The organism is Nitrobacter sp. TKz-YC02 (genome assembly GCF_049852135.1).
GTDB classification, from domain to species: domain Bacteria; phylum Pseudomonadota; class Alphaproteobacteria; order Rhizobiales; family Xanthobacteraceae; genus Nitrobacter; species Nitrobacter vulgaris.
In genome coordinates, this window is record NZ_CP180728.1 from 188280 (window position 1) to 208167 (window position 19888).

General features: G+C 63.2%; 16 protein-coding genes. 11 read left to right on the forward strand and 5 right to left on the reverse strand.

What is annotated here, in order from left to right; genetic code table 11:
- Positions 1–19: 19 nt before the first annotated feature.
- Positions 20–688, reverse strand: a complete 669-nt coding sequence (locus tag ACM561_RS00905) for an ATP-binding protein (protein ID WP_425907349.1) — start codon at positions 686–688, stop codon at positions 20–22.
- A complete protein-coding gene (locus tag ACM561_RS00910; protein WP_425907350.1) occupies positions 685–2121 on the reverse strand; it encodes a flavin monoamine oxidase family protein in 1437 nt (478 codons plus the stop codon). Before ACM561_RS00910 ends, ACM561_RS00905 begins: the two co-directional genes overlap by 4 nt.
- A gap of 324 nt (positions 2122–2445) precedes the next feature.
- On the opposite strand from ACM561_RS00910, the gene ACM561_RS00915 reads away from it, so the two are divergent.
- The 11 genes from ACM561_RS00915 to ACM561_RS00965 all read left to right on the forward strand — a co-directional run bounded on the left by ACM561_RS00915 (position 2446) and on the right by ACM561_RS00965 (position 12596).
- Positions 2446–3399: a YiiX/YebB-like N1pC/P60 family cysteine hydrolase gene (locus tag ACM561_RS00915; RefSeq protein ID WP_425907351.1), complete on the forward strand. Its 954-nt coding sequence runs from the start codon at positions 2446–2448 to the stop codon at positions 3397–3399.
- Positions 3396–3884 carry a peroxiredoxin family protein gene (locus ACM561_RS00920; RefSeq protein ID WP_425907353.1) on the forward strand — a complete coding sequence of 163 codons (489 nt, stop codon included), beginning with the start codon at positions 3396–3398 and terminating at the stop codon, positions 3882–3884. Before ACM561_RS00915 ends, ACM561_RS00920 begins: the two co-directional genes overlap by 4 nt.
- Positions 3885–4112: 228 nt before the next feature.
- On the forward strand, positions 4113–4850 hold the full coding sequence (locus tag ACM561_RS00925) for a sulfate transporter family protein (RefSeq protein ID WP_425907354.1): 738 nt from the start codon (positions 4113–4115) through the stop codon (positions 4848–4850).
- A 175-nt stretch (positions 4851–5025) separates the two neighbouring features.
- A complete protein-coding gene (gene sppA / locus ACM561_RS00930) occupies positions 5026–6003 on the forward strand; it encodes a signal peptide peptidase SppA (RefSeq protein ID WP_425907356.1) in 978 nt (325 codons plus the stop codon).
- A gap of 155 nt (positions 6004–6158) precedes the next feature.
- Positions 6159–6464 carry an integration host factor subunit beta gene (locus tag ACM561_RS00935; RefSeq protein ID WP_009796612.1) on the forward strand — a complete coding sequence of 102 codons (306 nt, stop codon included), beginning with the start codon at positions 6159–6161 and terminating at the stop codon, positions 6462–6464.
- An 84-nt stretch (positions 6465–6548) separates the two neighbouring features.
- Positions 6549–6896 carry a lipopolysaccharide assembly protein LapA domain-containing protein gene (locus ACM561_RS00940; RefSeq protein WP_425907357.1) on the forward strand — a complete coding sequence of 116 codons (348 nt, stop codon included), beginning with the start codon at positions 6549–6551 and terminating at the stop codon, positions 6894–6896.
- A gap of 172 nt (positions 6897–7068) precedes the next feature.
- A complete protein-coding gene (locus tag ACM561_RS00945; protein WP_425907359.1) occupies positions 7069–7746 on the forward strand; it encodes a phosphoribosylanthranilate isomerase in 678 nt (225 codons plus the stop codon).
- A 150-nt stretch (positions 7747–7896) separates the two neighbouring features.
- Positions 7897–9141, forward strand: a complete 1245-nt coding sequence (gene trpB / locus ACM561_RS00950) for a tryptophan synthase subunit beta (protein WP_079445109.1) — start codon at positions 7897–7899, stop codon at positions 9139–9141.
- A complete protein-coding gene (trpA, locus tag ACM561_RS00955) occupies positions 9138–10004 on the forward strand; it encodes a tryptophan synthase subunit alpha (RefSeq protein ID WP_425907361.1) in 867 nt (288 codons plus the stop codon). The genes trpB and trpA overlap by 4 nt, the downstream gene beginning before the upstream one ends.
- A gap of 307 nt (positions 10005–10311) precedes the next feature.
- Complete coding sequence (gene accD, locus ACM561_RS00960) at positions 10312–11271, forward strand: acetyl-CoA carboxylase, carboxyltransferase subunit beta (RefSeq protein ID WP_425907363.1); 960 nt, start codon at positions 10312–10314, stop codon at positions 11269–11271.
- The gene (locus ACM561_RS00965) at positions 11268–12596 is read left to right on the forward strand and encodes a bifunctional folylpolyglutamate synthase/dihydrofolate synthase (RefSeq protein ID WP_425907365.1); all 1329 of its coding nucleotides are present in this window, start codon (positions 11268–11270) and stop codon (positions 12594–12596) included. The genes accD and ACM561_RS00965 overlap by 4 nt, the downstream gene beginning before the upstream one ends.
- A 165-nt stretch (positions 12597–12761) precedes the next feature.
- On the opposite strand, the gene trxA is transcribed toward ACM561_RS00965, so the two are convergent.
- The 3 genes from trxA to addB form a co-directional block, all read right to left on the reverse strand.
- Entirely contained in the window at positions 12762–13082 is a 321-nt protein-coding gene (gene trxA / locus ACM561_RS00970) for a thioredoxin (protein WP_011313390.1), read from the reverse strand.
- Between the two features lie 96 nt (positions 13083–13178).
- Positions 13179–16688 carry a double-strand break repair helicase AddA gene (gene addA, locus ACM561_RS00975; protein WP_425907367.1) on the reverse strand — a complete coding sequence of 1170 codons (3510 nt, stop codon included), beginning with the start codon at positions 16686–16688 and terminating at the stop codon, positions 13179–13181.
- Entirely contained in the window at positions 16682–19834 is a 3153-nt protein-coding gene (addB, locus tag ACM561_RS00980; protein WP_425907369.1) for a double-strand break repair protein AddB, read from the reverse strand. Before addB ends, addA begins: the two co-directional genes overlap by 7 nt.
- Positions 19835–19888 lie beyond the last annotated feature (54 nt).

Here is a 19888-nt window from a genome sequence, read left to right on the forward strand (position 1 = left end):
ATCAAGAAAACTGGAACGATTACGCAGGCACAAGATCGCAGTAGGCAAATCCCTCGCGCTCGACAATGTCGCCGCGTACGACCTCGATTCGTTGCGAGAATATCGGCGCGGCAAAAACGAAAGTGTGGAATTCGCCGTTCTCGCCGCACGGATCGATTCCGGCCGGAAGGTCCTTCAGTAGCCTCTCATCGAAGTTGCGTCCGGCAAACGAACGGTCGAGCTTCGCTCGGTCGATCGAGACCAGATGCGCTTCCAGCCCGCTCGCGATCATGTCGCGCGCAAGCGCCGAAGTAGGCCGGCGCCACAATGGAAACACCGGCGTGATACCAGTGCCGGCGAGCTTTTGTTCGCGATAGGCGCGGATGTCCGCGAGAAACAAATCGCCGAAGATGACATGCGTGATGCCGGACCGCTTTGCATCCGCCATCGCCCGCGTCATGCGCTCTTCATAGGCATCGTTTGGGCACGGATTGGGAATCGGCACGACAAGCGGCGGCAGTCCTGCGGACGCGAGTTGCGCGTGCAAGAGCTTTTCGCGCACGCCGTGGATCGAGACGCGGCCGTAGCTCTCGTTCACCGTGGTCAGTGCGCCGACGACATCGAACGCGCCCTCGCGGCGAATCTCATGCAGGGCAAAGGCGCTATCTTTGCCTGACGACCATGAAATCAGCGCCCTGGGTCGCGTCATCGGGGCAGCGGAAAGCCGAAGGCGTCGTTTGCACCTCGCGACGGCGTTCGTCTGTCGTGTCGCGATGGCTTGTGCTTTGACGCTGACGGCTGTACCGGCTCCTTGCTCGCGCCGATTTTCCGCAGCGCGGCGTCAGCCGCTCGCTCGCCGCTCTCCCATGCGCCGTTGACGGTACCCCACAGCGTCTCGTGCGCGGCTTCACCGGCGAGAAACAGGTTGCCGAGCGGCTCCATCAGGATTCTCCGCGAGGGGTGGCCGCCAGGTTCTGCAGCCGACATCGCCCCGAGCGCATAGGGGTCGGCGTTCCATCTGGTCACGGCGGACTGCTTCACCCCAGCCGCAGCATCGCTACCGAACAACCTTGTTAACCACTCCGTGGCGAAGGCCGTCATCGCGCTTGCTCCTTGTGCCGACAGATCGCGGCCGAAGCTGCCTGCGATATCAATCGTGCACAACGACGATCCGCCCGCGTTCGCCACGAGAAGCGCGGTCTTTCCGTCGTTGCTCTGCTCTATCATGGTTTCATTGTGTCCAAGGCCGAGCGGATTGTTGGGCAGCCACAGCGCGATGCGATCGTAGCTGCCGAGCGACAATTTCGCAGCCGCGTCGAGCGAGCGCTTCGGCAAGTCGGGCGTGAAGCGGATGTTGCCTGCGGTCAGCACATTGACGGATACGGTGACGATGACGGCGCGTGCGTCGATACGGCCCGCGGGCGTCTCGACTCCAATGGTGCGGCCTGCCCAGGTCACCCGGCTGACAGGCGTCGACAAACTCACCGGTATGGCTTGGCCGAGCGTCGCGAGCAGCACGCCGAGGCCATGTTTGCAATCAATCGCGGCGTTGCGCTCAGGCGCGCTCGCTCGATCCATCACCGAGAGATCTTTCAGATCCTTTCCAGTGGCGCTGGCGCCGAGCACGAAATCGATCGTCTGAGCCCAAACGTCGAGATCGCCGGGCAGCACCGAGGCGCAGGCGACGTCGATCTTCCCACGCGCGGCCTCGCCGATGGCGCGCCGTGCGCGCACCAGCGCCGCGAGGAATTGCTCGGTTTCGCCCGCCCGCGCGTTACGCCGCCCGATGCGGATTTTCTGGCCGAGCGGGGCCGGAAACACCTCCGTACCCACGCTTCGCGCCAGCCGGATCATCGGATTAGTGTCGGGCTCAAACAGCCAGCGTGCGCCGCGATCGAACGGCGTTCCGAAAGTCCTGGTATCGGTGTGACAGCGTCCGCCGATCCTGTCTGCCGCTTCCACCACAAGCACGGTGCGATTCGCGGCCTGAATCCGTCGCGCCGCCGCGATGCCTGCGGCGCCTGCGCCGATCACGACGATCTCGGCATCGCGCGGCAGCGGCGCGGCCGGCGCGCGGCCGATGCCCATTCCTGCCACACAGGCGGCGGATGCCGACAGAAAATCGCGGCGTGTCATTCTCATGGCATGGTTTCCAAGACTCAAATGCAGGAATGACCGATGTGGTGGTTCTAAAAAATCGCTTTCCGTTTTGCATGTCCAAAAAGCGAACGGTCTTGAAACCATGCCACCAGAGAATCGTAGATTTTCAGTGTTCTTTTCGAATCCGAGGGTCTGGCAGGCTTCGGATTCGGGACACGGCGAACTTGCCGCATCAATCAGCCTGCGGCAACTGTCATGGTGAATCGATGGTAATTTCGCGATTGCAGCTATGAACCGAATTGCAACGGGTTTTGGCCATGGTAAGGAGGGAAAACCGGTCAGGTCGAAAGGCGGAGAGAGACTGCCATGGGTTTCGTGCTCGATACGGTCGGAAAATGGATTGCGGCGTACCTCCAGAAGGAGCTGCCGGGGTACGAGCCGTTCACGCCGAGCGATCCGGAGCGCGTGCGCGGCCTCGTTCAGGAGGGCGACGTTCTCCTAGTTGAAGGCAATAGTCGTATTTCCGGCATCATCAAGTATCTGACGCAATCGACATGGTCGCATGCTGCGCTTTATGTCGGCCCGATCGACGGCGCCAGCGAGCCCGATGGCGAGTCGCATGTGCTGATCGAGGCCAATGTCGGCGAAGGCGTCATCTCGGCGCCGCTGTCGAAATATCTTCCGTATCACACCCGGTTGTGCCGCCCGGTCGGGCTGTCGCACGAGGATCGCGTTACGGTGTGCCGCTACGCCATCAACCGGATCGGCTTCGGCTACGACACCAAGAACATCATCGATCTGATGCGTTACCTGATTCCGCTGCCGGTGCCGCAGCGCTGGCGGCGGCGCATGATCGCGTTCGGGTCCGGCGATCCGACCAAGATTATCTGCTCGGCGTTGATCGCGCAGGCGTTCGGCGCGGTGCGCTATCCGATCCTGCCGAAGATCACCCGCGCCGGCAGCCGCAACGCCCGGCGCGAGATTCTGCACATTCGCGATTCCTCGCTCTATATGCCGCGAGATTTCGATATCTCGCCCTATTTCGAGATCGTCAAGCCCACGATCGTGCGGGGTTTCGATTACCTCTCGCTTCATTGGGCCGACAAGCAGAAGCCGCTCGCGGAAGTGGCGGGTGTTTTGGACCCGATTCAAGTCGGGGCAGGCGCTCCGTCGTTCGCCCCCGCGCCGGTCGAAGAAATGATCGCCGACGAAAGCTCCTCGCCGCGGCCGCGACATCAGTCCTGCGTGCCCGCCGCAACATCCGACCCGGAGAGCGTGCCGGACCCGGTCCTCAAGTGGCCTCGCGAGGCAATTCCATGACCGACGCCGACATCACCGCTCCCGAACTTGCCGTCTCGCAATGGTTCAACACGGCCGAGCCTCTGACGCTGGCTGCACTGCGCGGCCGCCCGGTGCTGCTCCATGCCTTCCAGATGCTATGTCCCGGCTGTGTCGCGCATGGCACGCCGCAGACGCAGCGCGCCTATGAGTTGTTCAAGGCGACCGATCTTCAGGTGATAGGTCTGCACACGGTATTCGAACATCACGCTGCAATGACGCCGATTTCGCTTCAGGCCTTTATTCACGAATACCGGCTGACGTTTCCGATCGGCGTCGATGCCGCGGGCGATGGCACCCCGCTGCCCGTCACCATGGGCCGATATGGAATGCAGGGCACGCCGACCAGCATCCTGATCGGCCGCAACGGCCGCATTGTTCATCACGGCTTCGGTCAGCAGAGTGACATGGCGCTTGGCGCCATGGTCGCGGCCGAACTCGCGGGCGCGCAGACCTACGCCACCTAGAGCCTTTCCGCGGTTGAAAGAATCAAAAGCGTGGCTCTACGGTTTTATCTGACGCGTTTTACGGAAAGCCGCTCCACACTTTTCTCATCCCGCTCTTGTGCCCCAGTCCGAAGTTCGCATCTCGCTTGCATTCGCGCTCCTCGGCGCGGTCGTCGTCGTTCCGTGCTCTTGCCGGCGCGGATCGCGGTGTTTATCTGAGCGCAGGATTCCTTGGGGAAACGCACCCTCATGATCGGCGCTGCTGTCAACGCCCTTATGCAAATACTGTCGCCGCCGATGCGCGCCATCCTGTGGCGCGCGATAGGGCTCGCGCTTGTGCTGATCGTCGTGGTCTCGGTCGGACTGCAGCGGCTCTTGAGCTGGCTCGCCGGATCGAGCGAACTCTGGGCGGAGACCATGCTGGGGCCGGCCTTCCACACACCGCTCAATATTCTCGCCTGGGTCCTTTCAATTGCCGCAGGCTTAGGCATCGTGTTCGGCGCGGTGTTTCTGATGCCTGCGATCACCTCGCTGGTTGCTGGCGTGTTCGTCGACGACGTCGCGGAGATCGTCGAGCACGAGTATTATCCAGCCGACCGCTCGGGCGCGGCATTGCCGATTGGTCTTGCGATGGCCGAGGGCGTCAAGACGGCGCTGCTGACGCTGCTCGTCTATCTGATTGCGTTGCCGTTCGTGTTCGTAGGCGTGGGCGTGATCGTGTTCTTCGTTGCAACGGCGTGGCTGCTCGGCCGGGAATATTTCGAGCTTGCGGCGATGCGGTTCCGTTCACCGGCGGAGGCCAAGGCGATGCGCCGCGATAACGCTTCTACAGTGTTTATGGCCGGACTCATCATCGCAGCTTTCGTGGCGATTCCGATCGTCAATCTGGCAACGCCGCTGTTCGGCATGGCCTTCATGGTCCACCTGCACAAGCGGCTGTCGGGGCCGCGACCCGAGTTAATCACGCCGGACCGGCGCAGCCGCTAGCCGGGAGCCAGGTCAAACGGCCAGGTGAAACGGCACGGTTTCACGTTCCGGCGCATGATCGGAGCCGGCCATGCTTTCTTCATATTACGCCGCGATTGGTGTAGTTTGACTAGCCCAAATGTCATGCACCGGCGACGGTGTGATCGACCGCAATATTCGTTGAGGAGAAATGTCGATGTCGATGGAATCCGACGTGATCGTCGATCGCCGCAGGTTGCGCCGCAAGCTTACCTTCTGGCGCGTGGCGTCGGCTTTGATCGTGATCGGCGCGATCGTTGCGGTCGGCGCTTACGCCACGCCCTGGGGCGGCAAGCTGACCGGCGCCTCCGCGATCCAGCGCGTCAGCATCGACGGTCTGATCCGCAGCGACCAAAAGCGAGTCGAGGCGCTGGAGCGACTCGGAAAGTCGAACGCACCCGCGGTCATCGTCCACATCAACTCGCCGGGCGGCACCACCGCCGGGTCCGAAGAGCTTTACGACGCCCTGACGCGCCTGAAGGCCAAGAAACCGATGGTCGTGGTGGTGGAAGGGCTCGGCGCGTCGGGCGGGTATATCGCGGCGCTCGCTTCCGATCACATCGTCGCGCAGCAGACGGCGCTGGTCGGCTCGATCGGCGTGCTGTTTCAGTATCCGAATTTCACCGACCTTCTGAAAACCGTCGGGGTCAAGGTTGAGGAGGTGAAATCGTCGCCGCTGAAAGCGGCCCCGAACGGATTTGAACCGACCAGTCCAGAGGCGCGGGCCGCGATCGATGCCCTGGTGAAGGATTCCTACGCCTGGTTTCGCGGTCTAGTGCAGAACCGGCGCGGCATGGACGATGCGCAGCTCGAGAAAGTCGCCGATGGGCGCGTTTTCACCGGAAGACAGGCGGTAGCTCTCAAGTTGGTCGATCAGCTTGGCGACGAAAAGGCTGCGATCGCGTGGCTTGTGGCGGAAAAGAAAGTCGCGCCCGACCTGCCGGTGCGCGATTTCAAGTTGTCGCCGCGTTTGACCGATCTGACGTTTATTCGCACCGCCGCGTCGGTGGCGTTTGACGCGCTGGGATTGAGCAGTATCGCTCGACAGGTTGAGCAGACCGGTATCGTAGGAGCGGCAGATCGCCTTAATCTCAATGGAATGCTGGCATTATGGCAGCCCGCACCGTCGAACTGAGGTCCGAGCCGGTCGTGAGCAGGCATTTTGCGCCGCGAGGAACCTCGGATGCTGCGATGCAAGGCATCGCGGCACGGCTCGAATCGCATTTAGCGTCTTGACAGTCCTGACCATTTCCAAGGAAATGGGCCTCCCACGCATGGGCCTCAGTCTCGATGATCAAATCCGAACTCGTTCAACGCATCGCCGAACACAACCCGCACCTCTACCAGCGGGATGTGGAGAACATCGTGAACGCGATCCTCGATGAGATTGTCGCCGCTCTTGCGCGGGGTGATCGCGTCGAGTTGCGTGGTTTTGGTGCGTTTTCAGTTAAACATCGTCCTGCCCGCGCGGGCCGTAATCCGCGTACGGGAGAACACGTCCCGGTCGATCAGAAAAGTGTACCGTTTTTCAAGACCGGTAAGGAGATGCGTGAGCGGCTCAATCGCGAGAATGCGACGAGCGAAGCGAGCGCGTAGAAACGTTCAGGGGAGCGGCCCCATCAATCGGCGAGTGAACCTGTCAGCACGATTGCCGACTGACGCTGCGTCGCGAGAGAGATCATGCGCAAATTCCTCACCGGCTTGATCCTGATTCCGCTTGGTGTCCTTTTCATCGTGTTCGCGTTCGCCAATCGCCACTTGGTGACGGTGACGTTCGATCCCTTCGGTGGAAATGACCCTGAGACCGGCGTCACGCTGCCGCTGTTCATTCTCATTATCGCGGTTGCGATTTTCGGCGTGGTAGCCGGGAGCATCGCGACCTGGCTCAGGCAGCGCCGCTGGCGGCATACGTCTCGCCAGTACGAGACGGATGCGCGAGAGGCGCGCGTGGAACTGGCTGATCTGCGATCACGCTACGAGTCGCGTGAGACGTCGCGGTTGCCGGACTTAACCCGGCGGACCGGATAGCGCCCTTTTGGATCGATTCGATCCAAATCATTGTGATTGGCCTCCGGCCGCAAGGAAAAGAACGTTCAAATGGCGTTCTCGCCCGGGCGAGACAAGCCGCTTGCGACGTTGTAGAACTCCCATCGCGCTTGATAGCGGCGATCGGCCGGCTTGCGCCGGATCATTCGAGACCATGCCCCTGATCGTCAAGATATGCGGCCTGTCCACCATTGAGACGCTTGACGCTGCTTTGCAAGCCGGCGCCGATATGGTGGGCTTCGTATTCTTTCCACCGTCGCCGCGGCATCTTGAGCTTCAGCGCGCGCGAGAACTCAGCCCGCAGGTGCGAGGCCGGGCGGGCAAGGTGGCCCTGACCGTCGACGCCGACGATGCGACGTTGAGTGGAATCATCGAGGCCATGCGGCCGGATCTGCTGCAACTGCATGGCAAGGAAACCGTTGCCCGTATCCGCGAGATCAAGCGGCTGTTCGGCCTGCCCGTGATGAAGGCGATCGGCGTTGAAACCGCCGCCGATCTTGCAGAGCTGCCGGGCTATGCCGCCGTCGCCGACCGCCTGCTGTTCGATGCGCGTCCGCCAAAGGACGCGACCCGGCCGGGCGGACTCGGCGTGCCCTTTGACTGGCGCCTTCTGGAAAATCTGTCCCTCGAAGTGCCATTCATGCTGTCGGGAGGTCTGGCCGCAGGCAATATCCACGATGCGGTGTGCATCACCCGCGCTGGCGGGGTCGATGTCTCGTCAGGCGTGGAAAGCGCGCCGGGGGTCAAGGATGCCGGAATGATCAGAGATTTCATTCGTGCCGCGCGAGCGGCGGAAACCAGTTTGCGCGAAGTGACCTCGCATGTGGAGTAGTCTCGGAGAACTACGGCAGCCGTCATGCTTGCGCAGAGCGGTCGTAGATTGCGTAAATTTGTCTGCGCCGCAGGCATCAACCTTTATCGAAATTCACAGCAAGCAAGACGTGGATGGCCGGAATAAATCCGGCCATGACGAAGGGTGAAAATGAATTCCCTCCCCAACTCCTTCCGGTCCGGCCCCGACGAACGCGGGCATTTCGGCATATTCGGCGGCCGATTTGTGGCGGAAACGCTGATGCCGTTGATCCTCGATCTTGAGAAGGCCTATGCCGATGCCAGGGTCGACGCCTCGTTCCAGCGCGACATGGCGCGCTATCGCAAGGACTATATCGGCCGGCCGTCGCCCTTGTATTTCGCCGAGCGTCTCACCGAGCATCTTCGGGAAATTTCCGTGGCCTCGGGCCGCGCTGGCGGCGCCAAGATTTACTTGAAGCGCGAGGAGCTGAACCACACAGGTTCGCACAAGGTCAATAACGTGCTCGGCCAGATTCTGGTGGCGCGGCGCATGGGCAAGAAGCGCATCATCGCCGAGACCGGAGCCGGACAGCACGGCGTTGCCACCGCAACGCTATGCGCGCGCTTTGGCCTCGACTGCGTGGTCTATATGGGTGCGGTGGATGTGGCGCGACAGGAGCCAAACGTCATCCGCATGGAAATGCTTGGCGCCAAAGTGGTGCCGGTGCAGTCCGGCACCCGCACGCTGAAGGACGCGCTGAACGAGGCGCTGCGCGACTGGGTGACCAACGTGCACGACACCTTCTATTGCATCGGCACGGTGGCGGGGCCGCATCCTTATCCGATGATGGTGCGCGACTTCCAGTCGATCATCGGCGACGAAACCCGCCAGCAGATGCAGGAGGCCGAGGGCCGGCTGCCGGATTCGTTGGTTGCCTGCATCGGCGGCGGCTCCAACGCGATGGGGCTATTCCATCCTTTCCTCGACGAATCCTCGGTGGAGATTTTCGGCGTCGAAGCGGCGGGTCATGGCCTCGATAAGCTGCATGCGGCTTCGCTCACAGGCGGACGGCCGGGCGTGCTGCACGGCAACCGCACCTATCTCTTGATGAATGACGACGGCCAGATCCAGGACGCGCATTCCATTTCCGCGGGGCTGGATTATCCCGGCATCGGTCCGGAGCATTCGTGGCTGCACGAGACCGGCCGCGTCACATATCTCTCCGCGACCGACGAGGAGGCCCTGGCGGCGTTTCAGCTGCTCACGCGGCTGGAGGGCATCATCCCGGCGCTGGAATCGTCGCATGCGATCGCGCGGGTCATCGAACTCGCACCCGAGCGACCGAAAGATCATCTGATGGTGGTCAACCTCTCGGGTCGCGGCGACAAGGACGTGCCGCAGGTCGGCGATATTCTGAAGGGCAGGAAGAAGTGACCACCCGTATCGACACGCGCTTTGCTGAGTTGCGGAAGCAGGACCGCTCGGCCTTCGTTACCTTTCTGATGGCGGGCGATCCGGACCCCGTGACCTCGCTCGCTATCATCAAGGCGCTGCCCAAGGCCGGCGCGGATATCATCGAAATCGGAATGCCCTTCACCGATCCGATGGCGGATGGTCGGGTCATCCAGGCTGCGGGCCTGCGGGCGCTGAAGGCGGGCATGACGCTGACCAAGACCCTCCAGATGATCCGCGATTTCCGGAAAGACGACGATTCGACGCCGATTGTGCTGATGGGTTACTACAATCCTATCTACATCTACGGCGTCGAGAAATTTCTTGACGATGCGAAGGCAGCTGGCATCGACGGTCTGATCGTCGTCGATCTGCCGCCGGAGGAAGACTCCGAATTGTGCATCCCGGCGATGAAAGCCGGGTTGAATTTCATTCGCCTCGCAACGCCGACGACTGACGACAAGCGGCTGCCGGCAGTGCTCGCGAATACGTCCGGCTTCGTGTACTACGTCTCGATCACCGGGATCACCGGCAGCGCGGCGGCGAATTCGGCGGCTGTCGGCGAGGCCGTCGGGCGCATCAAGCGCCATACGAGCCTGCCGGTCTGCGTCGGCTTCGGCATCCGCACCCCGGATGCGGCGCGCGGCATCGCCGAACGCTCCGACGGCGCGGTGGTCGGCTCGGCGCTGGTGGATGTGCTCAGCGGCAGCCTTGACGCCGAAGGCAAGGCGACGGCCGAAACGGTCAACGCGGTCGCCGGTCTCGCGGCGTCGCTGGCCGAGGGCGTACGGTCCGCCAAAGCGGGTGAGAAGGTGTGTAGGGATTTTCGGCGCACCCCTCTATAAGAATTGGAGCGGAAGGCCCGGAAATACCGGTTTCAACACTCCCTTGCGGAAGAGAGACCCAAGCCGCATCTATGCGCGGGAAGGCCGCGAGGGGGTCGCTCCTTCGCGTTATTTAAGCTATAGCGTTTTCGAGCGACGTGGATACCGGTTCGCGTGAAGAAAACGCGTTAAAACAACAATCTAGAGCTTCGCTTCTGATTCAATCAGAAACGAAATGCTCTAGAAAACTCCGGCGGAGCGCCCCTTTGCCTTGCGCCGGCACCGCTGCGCACCGGGGGTATTGCTGCTCGGTTATGGAGCGTCTTCGATGAATTGGTTGACTAACGTCGTCCGGCCGAAAATCCGCAATATCCTCAAGCGGGAAACGCCGGATAATCTCTGGATCAAGTGTCCCGACACCGGACAGCTCGTGTTCTACAAGGACGTTGAGAGCAACCAGTTCGTCATCCCCGGATCGAACTATCACATGCGCATGAGCGCGGATGCGCGGCTGAGCTCGATCTTCGATAACGAGACTTGGTACGATGTGGCGTTGCCGGAGGTGCCTGCAGATCCGCTGAAATTCCGCGACGAGCGCAAGTATGTCGACCGCATCAAGGACGCCCGCGCCAAGACCGGGCTCCATGATTCCGTGAAGGTCGGGTTCGGCAAGCTGGAAGGCTCCGCCGTCGTGGTCGCGGTGCAGGACTTCGATTTCATGGGCGGCTCGCTCGGCATGGCGGCGGGCGAGGCGATTGTGCGAGGTCTCGAACTTGCGGTCGAAAAACAATGCCCCTTCATCGTGTTCGCGGCGTCGGGCGGCGCGCGGATGCAGGAAGGCGTGCTGTCATTGATGCAGCTGCCCCGCACCACGGTCGCGGTACAGATGCTGCGCGAGGCATGCCAGCCCTATATCGTGGTGCTGACGAATCCGACCACCGGCGGCGTCACGGCCTCCTATGCGATGCTTGGGGACGTTCAGATCGCGGAGCCCGGCGCGCTGATCGGCTTCGCCGGAGCCCGCGTCATCGAGCAGACCATACGCGAGAAACTGCCGGAGGGTTTTCAGCGTGCCGAATATTTGCGCGACCACGGCATGATCGACATGGTGGTGCATCGTCACGAGCTGCGGCCGACGCTGGCGCGGCTGTGCCGGCTGTTGACCAAGGCGCCGGAAACGATCGAGGCGGCGCCAGAACCAGCTTCTCCTGTCCCGCCGGATGAGCCGGCCGAACCGGCTGCCGTTCCGGAGGCTCCGCCGGCGACGCCAGCCGCACCTCCGGCGTGAGCGCCGTTCCGCCCCCGTATACGCCGCTTGATGACGTCGTTGCGCGGATCTCGAAGCTGCATCCGAAAAGGATCGATCTCACGCTCGGCCGGATGTGGCGCATCCTCGACCGGCTCGATCATCCCGAACGCAAGCTGCCGCCGGTCATTCATGTCGCCGGCACCAACGGCAAGGGTTCGACCATTGCCTATCTGCGCGCGATTCTCGAGGCTGCAGGTTTGCGCGTGCACGTCTTTACCTCGCCTTACCTGGTGCGGATCAACGAATGCGTGCGGCTAGCCGGAACGCTGGTCGCCGATGACCCATTGCGTGACGCGCTGCTTGAATGCGAGCGCGCTAATGGCGGCGATCCGCTCACTCTTTTCGAGATGAAGACGGCGGCGGCTTTTCTGCTGTTTGCGAAAAATCCCGCCGACGTGCTGTTGCTCGAGGTCGGCCTCGGTGGCCGGCTCGATAGCACCAACGTCGTCGAAACGCCGCTGGCGAGCGTTATCACGCCGGTCGGCATCGATCATGTTGAGTTTCTCGGCGGCACGCTGATGCAGATTGCCGGCGAGAAAGCCGGCATCATCAAGCGTGGCGTGCCGGTGATCTCCGCCGAACAATTGCTGGAGGCGCAGGCTGTGATCGAGCAGCGGGCGAAGCAGATGCGCAGCCCACTGCACGCCGCCGGCCAGGACTGGCACGTCCACGTGGAACACGGGCGACTGGTCTATCAGGACGAACGCGGTCTGCTCGACCTTGCCGCGCCTCGGCTGTTCGGCCGGCATCAGTTCGACAATGCGGGCCTTGCGATCGCGACGCTGCGGGCGCAGGACCGGTTCAGCATCGAGACAACGGCGTTCGAGCGTGGCGTCACCGGCGCGGAATGGCCGGCGCGGATGCAGCGGTTGACATCCGGTCGGATCGTGGATCAGGCGCCGCGCGACGCCGAGCTTTGGCTCGATGGCGGGCACAACGCCGATGGCGGACGGGTCGCGGCGGCGGCGCTCGGCGATCTTGAGGAGCGGCTGTCGCGGCCGCTGGTGGTGATAACAGGCATGATGGGCAACAAGGACGCGCAGGGCTTTCTCGCCAACTTCGCCGGCCTGACGCGCCATGTCATTGCCGTGCCGATTCCGAACATGGAGAACGCGATGTCTCCGGAGGTCCTGGCGGAAGCGGTGCGCGCGCTCGATATGCGTGCCGAAACTGCGGTGAGCGTCGGGACCGCGCTGCAATCGGTCGCGCGTCTCGCTTACGAAATTCCGCCGCGCATTCTGATCGCCGGATCGCTGTATCTCGCCGGCCACGTGCTGGCGGAGAACGGCACGCCGCCGATCTGACTCCTTTTCCCCTCCCGTAAGGAAGGAAAAAGCACGACACCTGCTAGAGCGCGTTTTCGAGCGAAATGGAATCCGGTTCGCGTGAAGAAAACGCGTCAAAGACTCTAGACCCAAACAAAACGGCCGGCGTTGAGCCGGCCGTTTGCGGGATTCGGTGCGAAAAGATCAAACTGTGGCAGTGATCCACTGCTCAAGTTTTTGCTTCGGTGCGGCGCCGACCTGACGCGAGGCCAGCTCGCCGTCCTTGAAAATCATCAGGGTGGGAATCGACATCACGCCGTATTTCGAGGCCGTTCTCGGGCTCTCGTCGACGTTCAGCTTCACGATCTTGACCTTGCTGCCCATCGCGCTGGAGATTTCGTCCAGCACCGGGCCGATCATGCGGCAAGGGCCGCACCACTCCGCCCAGAAATCCACCACGACCGGGCCAGTCGCCTTGAGCACTTCCGCTTCGAAATTGGCGTCCGAAACCTTGCCAACAGCCATGGAATACCTCGTTGTGTCGATGAGATCGTGCGCTACGAACGAATGCACGTGAACTGCGATCAAGGTAAGAAGACGATCTTCCCGGGTCAAGGTTTCTCACACGGAGATGATTGCTTCCAACCCGGCATCGAGCACTGTGGCTGAAATCTCCATCATTTCAAGCGCCTCGGTCCAGAGCAGCGCCGCCTTGACAGGCAGTTCCGGGTACAGGCTTGCAAGCACCGCGCGATAGAGCGCGAGCTGGCGGATATAGGCCGGCGGAACGCCGGCAACGTTCGGGGGTGGTGCGTGGTCGGTCTTGTAGTCGACGACCAGAATCTCGTCGGGGGTTACCACGAGCCGGTCAAGCTGGCCGGATACCAGCACGGGATCGCCCCGCCGCGTCGTCAACCTTCCGGCAATCGCGACCTCGGCCCGACTGCCCGCCGCGAACACGGGCGCAAACCTCGCATCATCGAGCACCGCCATGACCTGCGCCGCCAGCGCGTCGCGCTCGGCGGCGCTCCAGCCATTCGTGTTGCGTGCGAGATAGGAAAGTGCCGTGTCTCGGCGGCGATCGCGCGGCAAGTCCGGCAGGGATTGCAGGAGGCGATGCACCAGCGTGCCCCGCAGTCGCGCGCGGTGGCGCTGATCCGGGAAAGCGCTGGCCGGCAAGCGATGATGCACGGCCTCGTCAGTATCCGAGGGCTGTAGCGATCGGCTTGCGGGCGCTTCCGGCGTGGCCATGCGGTGCAGCCAGGGCGGCGGCAACGTAATCTCGGCGACGGCAGCAGCAGTAGCTGCCGGCCCTGCGGCATCCGATTCGGCTTTCCCCGGCCGGGCGAAACGCTTGACCTTGCCAGCCACGGTTTCGAACTCCTGCATCGCAAGGCCGGAATTGCCCAGACCTGTCTCGATCAGGTCGTACCAGGAGAACTTTCGGACATCTTTGCGGTTTCCTGGCTTGCAGCCGCCGATGATCAGGCGGTCCGCCGCGCGCGTCATCGCGACGTAAAGCAGACGGCGATATTCGTGCTCGGTTTCCGTGGTCATGGCTGCGCGGGCTTGCGCCACGCAAGGCGGATCCTCGGCCTTCTTGCCGGCCCATATCGTCACGCCGGCAACGCCGGCGAGGGCATTGCCGCGCGCCATACGAATCAGGCTGAGACGCTCGGTGTCGGCTGGCGATGTCGACGTGTCGGCGAGAAACACCACCGAGGCTTCGAGTCCTTTCGCGCCATGCACGGTCATCACGCGCACTTCGTCGCGCGAAATTTCCATGTCGCGCTTCACCTCGGTATCCGCAGCGCGCAACCACGCCATGAAGCCTTGCAGCGACGCGGGGGCCTTGCGCTCATAGGTCAGCGCCAGTTCAAGAAACTCATCGAGCGCATCATTGGCTTCATGGCCGAGCCGACGCAGGATGCGCCGTCGTCCGCCATCGATCTCTCCTTGGCCGCCCAGGAGCCACGCGAAAAGCGCGAACGGCGTCTCGCGTGTGGCGCGACTTTCGCACCGCTTGAGGCGCTCGAGTGCGTCACGGAGTCTATCGTTAGTTGGCGCATGCTCGGCGAGCGCGTCGCGCAGCGAGCCTTTGCGTTGCCATGCCAGCGTGAACAGGTCGTCGTCGTCGAGGCCGAACAGCGGGCTTTTCAGCGCCACTGCAAGCGCCAGATCGTCCCGCGGCAGTAGCAGCGCATCCGTAAGGTTCATCAGGTCGATGATCGCGATGTGCTCGGTCAGCTTGAGGCGGTCGGCGCCGGCCACGGGAATGCCGGACTGCTTCAGCGCCTGGATGACGGCGTCAAAGGTGTTCCCGCGTCGCCGCACCAGCACCAGGATATCGCCATAGCCGAGCGGGCGGCGGTTGCCCAAATGTCCGGTCATGGTGCCTTGCGTGATCAGCGTCTTGATCTCGGCCCGGATGCGCCGTGCAAGTTTGACCTCGGGGCTGGTTGCGGTGACCTGATCGAACGGCGCGCGCCAGCCCTCGATCTCCTCGCGCTGGTCGCGCTCCTCCAAATTCCAGAGGTCGACGATGCCGGGTGCGGCGTCCGCCAGCGATTCATGCACGGGATGGGCACCGACCGCATGGATGCTGGAATAGATATTCGGATCGCGGAACACATGGTCGACCGACTCGAGGATCGTCTTCCCTGAGCGGAACGAGTAGATGAAATCCTCCTTGCGAAACGGAAGCTCGGCATCGCGGAATTTCTGCTCCAGCTTGCGCCGCCGCTCGTCGAATTCGCGCGGGGCCGCGCCCTGAAATGAGAAAATCGACTGTTTCTCGTCGCCGACCGCGAACACGGTTCGCTTAACGCCTTCGCGCGCGCCTTCGCCGGTGGTGAAGTCGGCGATGATGCGCTCGACAATGTCCCATTGCTTTGGACTCGTATCCTGTGCCTCGTCGATCAGCACGTGATCCACGCCGCGATCGAGCTTGTAGTGGACCCATCCCGGCGATGTCTGCTCCAGCATCTGAAGCGTCTTGTCGATCAAGTCGTCGTAATCAAGAAGGCCGCGCTCGCGCTTCTCGCGCTGGTAGTTGGAGGCGACTGCGGTCGCGATGATCAGCAGGGATTGCGTGCGGTCGCGGATGTTGATGGCGCGTCGGCGTTCGAGCAGCGCGATCACACGGGTGCACTCGCGATCGAGCATTTCAGCGATGTCGGGTCGGACATCGCTGATCTTCTTTGTAACGAAGGATTTGCGCCGGCCACCATCCCCGGTCAGGAAGACGTCGAGATAGCGATCGGCTTGCGCGGCGTCTCCCACCATGGCGTGCGCCTCGCGCAGACGCTTCGCTTGATCCTGATCGGTCGAGCTGCCGGTCGCAAACACCGCAGCCGCGGAAAGCCATTGCGCGCGCGGTAGGTTCGGCCCATCGACGATCTCGCGCTCGACATCCTCGACGCGCTCGGCTGGATCGACACCGAGCGTATCGGCAACATCCCGGATCGTCTGCTCGATGCCGCGGTCTTCGGTCCGGAGCATGACGTGATCGCGGCTGAGACAGGCCTGGTTGACGACGTCCCGCAGCGTCGAATCAGCGGCCGCGCCCATGGCGTATCGCAGCGCTCGCCCGGCCGGACTGTCCGGATTTTGCGAAGCATCAAGCATGATACTGATGCTCGCGCGCTCCATTATCTCGGTCTGGTCGCGCTCGTCGAGCACGGTGAAGCGCGCCGGCACCTGCGCCTCGAACGGAAATTGTTGCAACAGCCGCGTACACAGCGCGTGAATGGTCTGCACCTTCAGGCCGCCCGGCGTTTCCAGCGCGGATGCAAACAGTTTGCGCGCCCGTTCTCGCCATTTCACGTCAGGCTGCGCGATACCGACGCCGCGCAGCGCTGCGTCCAGCGCCTTATCGTCGAGCGTGACCCAGTGACCCAGCGTTGAGAACACCCGCTCCGCCATGTTCGCGGCGGCGGCCTTGGTGAAGGTGATGCAAAGGATGCGCGCCGGGGAAACGTCGTTGAGCAACAGGCGGATCACGCGCTGCACCAGCACGTGAGTCTTGCCCGATCCGGCGTTGGCGGACACGAACACCGAGGTTGCCGGATCGGACGCGCGCTGCTGGCGGGCGCTGGCGTCGGGATGAACAGGGCGGGACGCCTTCACCATTCCTCTAACCCCAGCCCGCCCGCCGCCGACCATTCCTTGACCCGTGCGAGATCGTCATAGGCACCGTAGCGCGTTTTCCACATCGGCAGGTCGAGCGATGCATAGCCCTGTTGCTCGTCGTCGAAAGCGCGGATCAGCGCGGTGAGTTCTTGAAGAGCACGATCGGCTGCCTCATCCGGCGATTGTTTGTCGGTCTTGCTGTTGTTGAGATCGACCTGACGTGGCTCGCCGGGTGGGTTGTTGCCGCTAAGCCGGACATACACCAGCTCGCTGACCGATGCGCCGGAGGGAATGCCCGCGAAGCCGCCCTTGCGCAGGATCGCGGATTCCAGCGTAAGCTGCGGCGACAAAGCGAGCCGCACCTGCTTGTTACTCGGTGGGCTGCCGGTCTTGTAGTCGAGAACGGCAAAGCGACCGTCGATGAGATGCTCGATGCGGTCGGCGCGCGCCGACAGAATAAAGTTGCGTTCACCGTCGATCTGGATCTCGATCTTGCCGCTAACCTCGGCGTCGATCTTCACGAGTTGCGTTCGTCGCGACGCTTCCCATTCTGCGAACCACGCCGCGATGCGCTGGAAGCGTGGCCACCACAGCGCGCGCGCCTCTGGCCGCTGCATCAGCGGCGCGAAACGGCTTTCGCCGATAGCGCGCAACACGTCCTGCGGATCGTCGGGCAGGTTTGCCGGATGCAGTTTTGTAAAATCGCCGAGCGCGTTATGAATCGCCGAACCGCGGTCCGCCGCCGACAAAGGCATATCGACGGCCTCCAGCGGCAGGAGTTTCAGAATGTGTTTGGCGTAGATCGTGTAAGGATCGCGCAGCCAGTCCTCGATCGCGGTTACGGACAGCCGCGTCGGCCGCGCGGCGCGCGGCGGCTTCGGCGCAGGCTGCGCGATGGGCGTGACCTCGTCGGGCCGATCGAGCGCTTCCGCATATTGAATGTATCGCGCTCCCGCCTGTTTCGCAGCCGTCCAGCGTGTCGTGCCGGCGACGGCTTCGAGCCGATGCAGGAAACGGGATGCAACCGCCGGCGACCCTCCGGCCTTGGCGGCATGGCTGAGGATGACATCCTCGGCCCCGAGAAGCTGAGTGAAATCGTGCGCGGAAAGCCCGATGCGCCGTTCCGGAAGATCGAGCCCGAGTTCGTGTCGCATCGGCCGGCTGAGCCAGGGATCGGTCGGCGGCGCGGGCGGCCATACGCCCTCATTGAGTCCGCCGAGAATGACGCGGTCGCATTGAGTGAGACGCGCTTCCAGCGGTCCGTAGATACGCAGGCTCGCCGGGGTCGTCTGCGGCCGGCGCACGACGCGGTCGCCGAACGCGGCCTCGAACGTTTCCGGATAGTCCGCGATCTTGACTATCAGGCCGCTGCGATCACCCGCCTCGCGCAAATCGTCGAACGCGGTGGCGAGTGCAGAGCCGGAGTGGTTGTCGAATGCGCCGGTAATTCCTCGCTCGTCATACGACAGCGCGTCGATTACCTGGCGATGCTGTTCGGCGAGGACGGTGAAGTCCGCCGATCGCGATGTTCCGTCTCTTTCGAGCGGCGCGAGTGCATCCCGCAAGACCGCGATCAGGTCGCGGGCTTCGTCAAGCTGGTGCGGCTTCAGCGCGGCGCGGGGCTCGCTGCGATGCAGAGACGAACTCTCGCCGCGATCGAGCTTGTCGCGCTCGTCGCAGAATCGCGCAAACTCGTCCGCGATTCCCTTGCTGCCCGGCGGCGGCCGGGTGCCGCGCAGGATCGTAAGCTCCAGTGTCGTGATTGCGCGCGCCCATCCTCCAGCGGAGCGACCGAGCCGGCACAGCGGATGCTTCAGCAGGGCCAGCAGGGTCGGCGGCTCCAGACCGTTGCACGCCGTTTCGGCGACCAATCGTGCGAATATTCCCGCAGATGTGTCCATCAGCCGGTCGCCGCCCGAATCGTCAAAGGCGAGATTCCAGCGGCCGAGCGCCGCCATCACCCGGCGCGCCAGCGCTCGGTCGAATGTCACCAGCGCCGCGGTCTTGTTCAGGTCGCGGGCCTCGCGCATGGCGACGGCGATGCTGAGCGCTTCCATTTCGGGATTGGCGGCGGCGATTACGGCGAGGCTTTGCAATCCGGCCGCGATCTTCTCGGTGACCTCGGGCTCGGCAAGCCGGGTGTGCCATTGGGCGGTCGCCTCCGCCGGCCGCATTGCCTCGGACGCCAGCATCTCGCGTCCGTATGGCGCAGGGGAGCCAAGCGCTCTCACGTCGCTCCGCGCGACGCCGAAGCGCGCGAGCAGGCCGTGCAGCGCGAACTGGGGATGACCGGCGGCGGGCGGCGTGATGAATGCGCCGCTTTTATCCTTGCGGCCGCCAATCAGTTGCCATGCGTCTTCATCGAGGTCGGTATCGAGCCCCGGCAGCACGACGGCGCCCTTCGGCAGAGTGGCGATGATATGCAGCAGTTTTGCAGTCGATGGCATCGAGCCGGTGGAGCCGGCCGCGATCACTGGTCCCGCATGATGGGTGAGGAGACGCGCGGCTTCGGCTTCGATCAGGCGATCGCGCCGCGCCACCGGTTCGATCCGCTCCTTTTCCTGAAGATGATCCGGCCAATAGTCCCGCGCGATCTTCAGGAAATCGAGCGTGAGCTGCCAATAGCGATCGAGCGCCTCGGGCACGAGCCCGTCGAGCGCGCACCAATCCACGCCGCGCGTCGCCATGTCATCCATCAGTCGCGCGAGATCCTCGGCAAGCGTCAGCGTCGAGGCCGGGCCGCCGAGAACCAGCGGCGCCTGCGCCGGCTCTCCGGGTTTCAGCCGATTCGCCCATGCATTGATAAGCTGCGCGAGCGCGAGACGGCGCGCGAGCCCGTCGAGCGCCGGCGGCAATTCGAGCGTCTCTGGCGGTAGCGAGACTGCCTGCGCGAAAGCCAGTTCGTCCTCATCGATGCCGCCGAGCGCGACGATACGCGGCAGGATAACGGCGTCGAGATGCAACACGTCGAGGAAGATATCGCGCGCCATGCGGCCGGCGCGGCGGGTCGGCAAGTAGAGCGTGGCTTCGGCAAGTCGTTCGGGCTGCGCGCGCGGACGGAATCCCTCGATCAGCTCGCCGTCGACCAGTGCGGTGATGACGGTATGTAGAAACGGTGCCGATGCGGGGACGTTGTGGACGCGCATGAAGGATCCTGATTCGAGATCAGGCATATCATGACACGGGCAGGAGAGGAGCGG

Coding starts and splice junctions, on each gene's coding strand:
- ACM561_RS00905 (WP_425907349.1), bottom strand. CDS start 688: ATGACGCGACCCAGGGCGCTGATTTCATGGTCGTCAGGCAAAGATAGC.
- ACM561_RS00910 (WP_425907350.1), bottom strand. CDS start 2,121: ATGAGAATGACACGCCGCGATTTTCTGTCGGCATCCGCCGCCTGTGTG.
- ACM561_RS00915 (WP_425907351.1), top strand. CDS start 2,446: ATGGGTTTCGTGCTCGATACGGTCGGAAAATGGATTGCGGCGTACCTC.
- ACM561_RS00920 (WP_425907353.1), top strand. CDS start 3,396: ATGACCGACGCCGACATCACCGCTCCCGAACTTGCCGTCTCGCAATGG.
- ACM561_RS00925 (WP_425907354.1), top strand. CDS start 4,113: ATGATCGGCGCTGCTGTCAACGCCCTTATGCAAATACTGTCGCCGCCG.
- sppA (WP_425907356.1), top strand. CDS start 5,026: ATGTCGATGGAATCCGACGTGATCGTCGATCGCCGCAGGTTGCGCCGC.
- ACM561_RS00935 (WP_009796612.1), top strand. CDS start 6,159: ATGATCAAATCCGAACTCGTTCAACGCATCGCCGAACACAACCCGCAC.
- ACM561_RS00940 (WP_425907357.1), top strand. CDS start 6,549: ATGCGCAAATTCCTCACCGGCTTGATCCTGATTCCGCTTGGTGTCCTT.
- ACM561_RS00945 (WP_425907359.1), top strand. CDS start 7,069: ATGCCCCTGATCGTCAAGATATGCGGCCTGTCCACCATTGAGACGCTT.
- trpB (WP_079445109.1), top strand. CDS start 7,897: ATGAATTCCCTCCCCAACTCCTTCCGGTCCGGCCCCGACGAACGCGGG.
- accD (WP_425907363.1), top strand. CDS start 10,312: ATGAATTGGTTGACTAACGTCGTCCGGCCGAAAATCCGCAATATCCTC.
- trxA (WP_011313390.1), bottom strand. CDS start 13,082: ATGGCTGTTGGCAAGGTTTCGGACGCCAATTTCGAAGCGGAAGTGCTC.
- addA (WP_425907367.1), bottom strand. CDS start 16,688: ATGGTGAAGGCGTCCCGCCCTGTTCATCCCGACGCCAGCGCCCGCCAG.
- addB (WP_425907369.1), bottom strand. CDS start 19,834: ATGCGCGTCCACAACGTCCCCGCATCGGCACCGTTTCTACATACCGTC.